The sequence below is a fragment of the Streptomyces sp. NPDC002588 genome, from assembly GCF_040295925.1.
Classification (GTDB): domain Bacteria; phylum Actinomycetota; class Actinomycetes; order Streptomycetales; family Streptomycetaceae; genus Streptomyces.
This window is the reverse complement of record NZ_JBEOWF010000030.1, coordinates 126,109-133,322: the sequence shown is the minus strand read 5'-3', so window position 1 is coordinate 133,322 and position 7,214 is coordinate 126,109. Positions and strand designations below refer to the sequence as shown.

Below are 7,214 nucleotides of genomic sequence, written 5' to 3'. Positions count from 1 at the left end.
CCGGGCCGACCTGACGTCAGGTCGGCCCGGAGCCCCGGGTGTGTGGAAGCGGTCGGGTCAGCCGGCCTGGCCCATACCCGCCGCGTTCGGCCAGCTCTGGGCGTTCGGCCAGCCGGTGGCCGCCGCGGGGGCGAGGCCGTTGGTGCCCCGGACCTGGGCGGCGGTGAGACCGCCGCGGGCCGGGACGCCGGGCGGGGTGGGGCCGGCCGGCGTGGGCGCGGCGGCCGGGGTCATCGCGGCGGCGGCAGCGGGGTTCGGAGCCGCCGCCTGGGCCGGCACCTGCATCATCGCGGGGGCCATGGCAGGAGCCATGGCGGGGGCCATGGCCGGGGCCATGGCGGCGGCCGGGGCCATGGCGGGGGCCGGCGCCGGGGCCGGAGCCGGAGCGGGCACAGGCTGGGGGAAGACCTGTGCAGCGGCCGGCAACGGCATCCCGGCGCCGTGGGAGGGGGCTGCCTGCGCCATCGCGGGCGCCTGCATCGGCATGCCGGTGGCGGCCGGGGCCGCGACCAGCCCCGGCATGCCGACGGCCTGAGCGGCAAGGTTCTGCATGCCGGCCCCGTTGGTGGCTTCGACCAGCAGCCGGTCCACGGCTGCCGTGCCCGAGCTGTAGCCGATCCCGGCACCCAGCTCGGGCACGGGGGCTCCCCTCCTGGTCCCGTAGAGCACCTGTTCCAGGCCGGACACCAGGCGACGCACGTCCACCTGGGGGCGCACCACGAGCCGCACGAAGCGACTGGAGGAGCCGATCTTGTTGCCGCACTCGCGGATCAGGATGCGGTGTTCGGTGAGCAGCCGGTCCCGGACCACGGTGCCCTCGGCGCCGACGGGCAGGCGCACGAAGAGGAAGTTCCCCTGGGACGGGTAGACCGTCAGGCCGGGGAGCGCGGAGAGCTGGCTGGCCATGTCGAGACGGTCGCGGCGCACCTGCAGCAGACTCTGCATGTACTCGGGGCCGTGCTCCTTGAGCATGAACACCACGTACTCGGCGAAGGCGTTGAGGTTCCACTTCGGCAGCATCGAGCGGACCTTGCCGGCCAGCGAGGGGTTGGCGACCATGTAGCCGAACCGGATGCCGTGCAGACCGAAGTTCTTGCCGAGGCTGCGCAGCACGATCACGTTCGGCCGGATCATCGCCTCCTGCACGACGCTCGGCTCCTGCTCCGCGTCGGCGAACTCCAGGAACGACTCGTCGATGACGATCAGGTCCAGGTCGGCCATCGCGTCCATGAACTGCACCAGCGCGTGCTTGTGCAGGAAGCCGCCGTCGGGGTTGTTCGGGTTGCAGATCACCGCGGCGCGCGTGCCTCGCGTGCGGATGAAGTCGGCGTACTGCGCGAGGTCCAGGGCGAAGCCGCTGGACTCCTGGAGCGGGAACATGTCGACCCGCTTGCCGGTCTCCATCGGCTGGTCGGTCCAGCGGCCGAAGGTCGGGACCGGGACCGCGAGGGACTCACGGACGAGCAGGTGGTCGATCCAGGTGATCAGCTCGGTCGAACCGTTGCCCATGGCCACGGCGCTCGGCGGCAGTTGGAGCAGGTTGCACAGCTCGGCCGTGATCGTGTCGGCGCTGCTCGGGTAGTACGTGACGATGTCCCGCAGCCGCGCCGACATCGTGTCCATCATCGCCGGGGTGGGGAAGTACGGGTTGCACGGGATACAGAAGTCGACCGGGCCGGTGCCGTCCCCGCCCTCGCGTGTCAGCGCCGCCATCGACGGACTGTGGGCCGCCGTACTGCGGAACAACGAGGTGACGTTGTCGGCCATGGAACCTCCGTATGGGGCGGACCCGGTGGGGACGCCCGGGCCCGTCGTTGCGGGTGGCCCGCGCGGGGGAGCGCGGGCCACCCATACATACGGGGATGTGAGTGACCCCGTTCAACCGGTGTGAAAAAAATGTGAGTTGCGGAACCGGCGGGGCAGGTTTGCCGTCATGGGCGCCTGTGACGGCCACGAAGCGGCGTGGGGAACCGCGGGCCGGCCCCAACCGGCCCGCGGTTCCCCACGGTCTCTTTCTGCGGCTGCCTCAGCGGTGTGTCACGCGCTGAAGGTGTGGATCGTCGTCGTGCGGTACGTCTGGCCAGGGCGCAGCACGGTGGACGGGAACGACGGCTGGTTCGGGGAGTCCGGGAAGTGCTGGGTCTCCAGGCAGAGGGCGTCCCCCTGGCGGTAGGTGCGGCCGCCGGTGCCGGTGAGGGTGCCGTCGAGGAAGTTGCCCGAGTAGAACTGCAGGCCGGGCTGGTCGGTGGCGATCTTCAGGGTGCGGCCGGAGCGCGGGTCGCGCAGCGTGGCCACGTGCACCGGCTTCGTGGTGATGCCCTTGTCCAGGACCCAGTTGTGGTCGTAGCCCTTCGCCTGGACCTGCTGGACGTGCCCGGCCCGGATGTCGCGGCCGATCGCCTTCGTCTTGCGGAAGTCGAAGGGGGTGCCCGAGACCTTCGCCAGCTCGCCCGTGGGGATCAGACCCGTGTCGGTGGGCGTGTAGCGGCCGGCGGCGATCGTGAGCTCGTGGTCCTCGATCGTGCCGCTGCCCTCGCCGGCCAGGTTCCAGTAGACGTGGCTGGTGAGGTTGACGACGGTGGCCTTGGTCGTGGTGGCCTCGTAGTCGATGCGCCAGTCGCCGTGCTTGGTGAGGGTGTACGTCACCTTCACCTTCAGCGTGCCCGGGTAGCCCATCTCGCCGTCGACGCTGGTGCAGTGGAGGTACAGGCCGACGTCGGAGCCCTTCACGAACGGCTCGACGTCCCACACGTGCTTGTCGAAGCCCTGCACGCCGCCGTGCAGGCTGTTCACGCCGTCGTTCACGGACAGCTGGTAGCTCTTGCCGTCGAGGGTGAACCGCCCCTTCCCGATACGGTTGCCGTAACGGCCGATCAGGGCGCCGAAGTACGGGGTCTTGGCGACGTAGTCCTCGATGTTGTCGAAGCCGAGGGAGACGTTGGCGTAGCGGCCGTGCCGGTCGGGGAGCTCCAGGGACTGCACGACGCCGCCCCAGGAGAGGACCTTCAGGCGCGTGCCGCCGTTCTCCAGCGCCCAGCTGTAGACCTTCGTACCGTCGGCGAGCTTGCCGAAGAGTGTCCGCACCGGCCTTCCCCGCCTCCCTCTCCGCGGAAAGGGCCCCGCCTTCCGACGGGGCCCGATCCGGATCCATGAAACCTACGAACCGGACTTGCGCTTGTTCCACACGTCGAACCCGACCGCGGCCAACAGGGCCAGGCCCTTGATGACCTGCTGCCAGTCGGTGCCGACGCTCAGGAGGTTCATGCCGTTGTTCAGCACACCGAGGACGAGACCACCGATGATCGCGCCGAGGACGGTACCGACACCGCCGCTCATGGACGCGCCACCGATGAACGACGAGGCGATCGCCTCGAGTTCGAAGTTCAGGCCCGCCTTCGGCGAGGCCGCGTTCAGACGGGCGGCGACCACCAGACCCGCCAGGGCCGCGAGCATGCCCATGTTGAGGAAGACAATGAAGGTGACCTTCTTGTCCTTGACGCCGGACAGCTTCGCCGCCGGCAGGTTGCCGCCGATCGCGTAGATGTGGCGGCCGAAGACGGCGTTGCGCATGACGTAGCCGTACCCGACCACCAGCACGCCCAGGACCAGCAGCACGATCGGCGCGCCCTTGTAGCTGGCGAGCAGCATGGTGACGGCGAGGATCGCGGCCGCGATGGCGACGAGCTTGAGCAGGAACGCGTTGCGGGGCAGCACCTCCAGCGAGAACTCCTGCTGGCGCCCCCGGTCGCGGACCTCCTGCAGCACCACGAACGCCAGCAGGACGAAGCCCAGCAGCAGCGTGAGGTTGTGGTAGTTCGTGTTCGGGCCGACCTCGGGCAGGAAGCCGTTGCCCATCTTCTGCAGGCCGTCCGGGAACGGGCCGAGGGTCTGGCCCTTCAGCAGCATCTCCGTCAGGCCGCGGAAGATCAGCATGCCCGCGAGGGTGACGATGAAGGACGGTATGCCGAAGTAGGCGATGAGGTAGCCCTGCGCCGCGCCGGCCACCGCGCCCATGACCAGGCACAGCACCAGCGCGAGCGGCCACGCCACGCTGTGCTGCACCGTCAGTACGGCCGCGAAGGCGCCCACGAACGCGGTCAGCGAACCGACCGACAGGTCGATGTGACCCGCGATGATCACCAGCATCATGCCGATCGCGAGGATCAGGATGTAGCTGTTCTGCAGGACCAGGTTGGAGACGTTGCGCGGCAGCAGCAGGTCGCCGCCGGTCCACACCTGGAACAGGATCACCAGCAGACCGAGCGCGATCAGCATGCCGTACTGGCGCATGTTGCGGCGCAGGCCGCCCAGCATCAGCTGCAGCAGCCCGCTGTCGGAGGCCGGGCCCCCGCTCTTGCCGGGCGGAGCCGCCGCCGGGCTCTTGGTCACGTCCGTGCTCATCGCGTTACCTCTTTGTCCTTCGTCATCTGACGCATCAGCACTTCCTGCGTGGCCTCGCCGCGCGGGAACTCGCCCGTGAGCCGTCCGGCGGCCATGGTGTAGATGCGGTCGCACATGCCGAGCAGTTCGGGCAGCTCGGAGGAGATGAAGACGACCGCCTTGCCCTGGGCGGCCAGCTGGTCGATGACCGTGTAGATCTCGAACTTCGCGCCGACGTCGATGCCGCGCGTCGGCTCGTCCAGGATCAGCACGTCCGGACCCGCGAAGATCCACTTGCTGAGGACGACCTTCTGCTGGTTGCCGCCCGAGAGCTTGCCCACCGGCTCGAAGACCGTGGGCGCCTTGATGTTCATGGACTTGCGGAAGCCCTCGGCGACCTGCCGCTCCTCGTGCTCGTCGACCACGCCCCGCTTGGTGACCTTGTTCAGGGCGGTCAGCGAGATGTTGCGGTTGATCGTGTCGATGAGGTTGAGGCCGTAGTGCTTGCGGTCCTCGGTGACGTACGCGATCCCGTGGGAGATCGCCTGCGCGACCGTCTTCGTGCGGATCTCCTTGCCGTCCTTGAGGACCGTGCCGCCGCCGAACAGGCCGTAGGAGCGTCCGAAGACGTTCATCGCCAGCTCGGTGCGGCCCGCGCCCATCAGGCCGGCGATGCCGACGATCTCCCCGCGGCGCACCTGGACCGACACGTCGTCGACGACCTTGCGCTGCTGGTCGATCGGGTGGTGCACGGTCCAGCCGCGGATCTCCAGGGCCGGGGCCGCGCCCTTCTCCGGCTCGTGCGGGGTGCGCTCGGGGAAGCGGTGGTCCAGGTCGCGGCCGACCATGCCGCGGATGATCCGGTCCTCGGTCGTCTCCGCGGCCTTCACGTCGAGCGTCTCGATGGACCGGCCGTCGCGGAGGATCGTCACCGAGTCGGCGACCTTGCGGATCTCGTTGAGCTTGTGGGAGATGATGATCGAGGTGATGCCCTGTTTCTTCAACTCCATGATGAGATCGAGGAGTTTGTCGCTGTCCTCGTCGTTGAGCGCCGCCGTGGGCTCGTCGAGGATGAGCAGCTTCACCTTCTTCGAGAGCGCCTTCGCGATCTCCACGAGCTGCTGCTTGCCCACGCCGATGTCGGCGACGCGGGTCTCCGGGTGGTCGTCGAGACCGACCCGGCGCAGCAGCTGCGTGGCGTGCCGCAGGGTCTCCCGCCAGTCGATGAACCCGCCCTTGGCGTGCTCGTTGCCGAGGAAGATGTTCTCCGCCAGGGAGAGGTACGGCGACAGCGCGAGCTCCTGATGGATGATCACGATGCCGTGCTGTTCGCTCGCCCGGATGTCCTTGAAACTGACGACGTCTCCCTCGAAGAGGATGTCGCCCTCGTAGGTGCCGTGCGGATGGACGCCGGAGAGCACCTTCATCAAGGTGGACTTTCCGGCGCCGTTCTCACCGCAGATGGCGTGGACCTCGCCCTGCCGGACGGTCAGGGTGACGTCCGACAGCGCCTTGACGCCGGGAAAGGTCTTGACGATCGAGCGCATTTCCAGGACGGGTCCCGCCATGGTCGTGCCTTCCAATCCGTAAGGTTCGACGCTTACTTGAGCTGGTCCGCCGTGTAGTAGCCGTCGTCGACGAGCTCCTTCACGTAGTTGGACTTGTCGACGCTGACCGGCTGCAGCAGGTAGGCGGGGACGACCTTGGTGCCGTTGTCGTACGACTTGGTGTCGTTGATCTCGGGCTTCTTGCCCTTGAGGGAGGCGTCGACCATGTCCGTGGCGACCTGGGCCAGCTTGCGCAGGTCCTTGTAGACCGTCATCGACTGCTGGCCGGCGATGATCGACTTGACCGACGCGAGTTCGGCGTCCTGGCCGGTGATGACCGGCAGCGGCTTGCTCTTGGTGCCGTAGCCGTCCGACTTCAGCGCGGCGATGATGCCGATGGAGATGCCGTCGTAGGGCGAGAGCACCGCGTCCACCTTGCCGCTGGTGTACGACGAGGTGAGGTTGTCCTCCATGCGCTTCTGGGCGGTGGTGCCGTCCCAGCGCAGGGTGGTGACCTGGGTGAGCTTGGTCTGGCCGGACTTGACCACCAGCTTCTTGCTGTCGATGTACGGCTGGAGCACGCTCATCGCGCCGTTGAAGAAGTACCGGGTGTTGTTGTCGTCGTTGGAGCCGGCGAACAGCTCGATGTTGAAGGGGCCCTTGCCGCTCGCCAGGCCCAGCTTGTCGACGATGTACTGGCCCTGGAGCTTGCCGACCTTCTCGTTGTCGAAGGACGCGTAGTAGTCGACGTTCTTCGTGCCCAGGATCAGACGGTCGTAGGAGATGACCGGGATCTTGGCGTCGGCGGCCTGCTGGAGGACGTTGTTCAGGGACTTGTTGTCGATGGCGGCGATCACCAGCGCCTTGACGCCCTGGGTGATCAGGTTCTCGATCTGCGAGACCTGCTGGTCGGGGTCGTCCTCGCCGAAGACCAGCTTGGTCTTGTAGCCCTTGGCCTGCAGGTCCTTCTCGACGTTGGCGCCGTCCTTGATCCAGCGCTCGGAGGACTTGGTCGGCATCGAGATGCCGATGGTCCCGCCCTTGGAGTCGCTCGAGGACTCCTTGCTGCCGCCCTCACCGGACTGCCCGCAGGCGGACAGGGTCAGGGCGAGGGAGGCGGCTCCGGCTATGGCGGCGAGGGCGGCTCTGCGGTTACGCATGGTCATCATCCTTGATGTGTGTGCAGGGATCGGTCTCGCGGTGCGAAGGGCGCTCCCGGAAGTCACGCCGGGAAGACCGAGAAGGGGTGTGTGGGATTCTGCGCGCCTGTGTGGGCTTGTGTGAAGC

At 68.0% G+C, this 7,214-nt stretch carries 4 protein-coding genes and 1 pseudogene; all 5 read right to left on the bottom strand.

Annotated features, from left to right (window positions below):
* Positions 1-57: 57 nt before the first annotated feature.
* The 5 genes and pseudogenes from ABT057_RS30915 to chvE all read right to left on the bottom strand — a co-directional run bounded on the left by ABT057_RS30915 (position 58) and on the right by chvE (position 7,087).
* Positions 58-1,767 carry a pyridoxal phosphate-dependent aminotransferase gene (locus ABT057_RS30915; RefSeq protein WP_352346920.1) on the bottom strand — a complete coding sequence of 570 codons (1,710 nt, stop codon included), beginning with the start codon at positions 1,765-1,767 and terminating at the stop codon, positions 58-60.
* Between the two features lie 270 nt (positions 1,768-2,037).
* A pseudogene (locus ABT057_RS30910) lies at positions 2,038-3,090 on the bottom strand (aldose epimerase family protein); the annotation flags it as partial.
* A 66-nt stretch (positions 3,091-3,156) separates the two neighbouring features.
* The gene (mmsB, locus tag ABT057_RS30905) at positions 3,157-4,401 is read right to left on the bottom strand and encodes a multiple monosaccharide ABC transporter permease (RefSeq protein ID WP_352346919.1); all 1,245 of its coding nucleotides are present in this window, start codon (positions 4,399-4,401) and stop codon (positions 3,157-3,159) included.
* Positions 4,398-5,948, bottom strand: a complete 1,551-nt coding sequence (gene mmsA, locus ABT057_RS30900) for a multiple monosaccharide ABC transporter ATP-binding protein (protein ID WP_352346918.1) — start codon at positions 5,946-5,948, stop codon at positions 4,398-4,400. The genes mmsB and mmsA overlap by 4 nt, the downstream gene beginning before the upstream one ends.
* Positions 5,949-5,980: 32 nt before the next feature.
* A complete protein-coding gene (gene chvE / locus ABT057_RS30895) occupies positions 5,981-7,087 on the bottom strand; it encodes a multiple monosaccharide ABC transporter substrate-binding protein (protein ID WP_352346917.1) in 1,107 nt (368 codons plus the stop codon).
* Between the last annotated feature and the right edge of the window lie 127 nt (positions 7,088-7,214).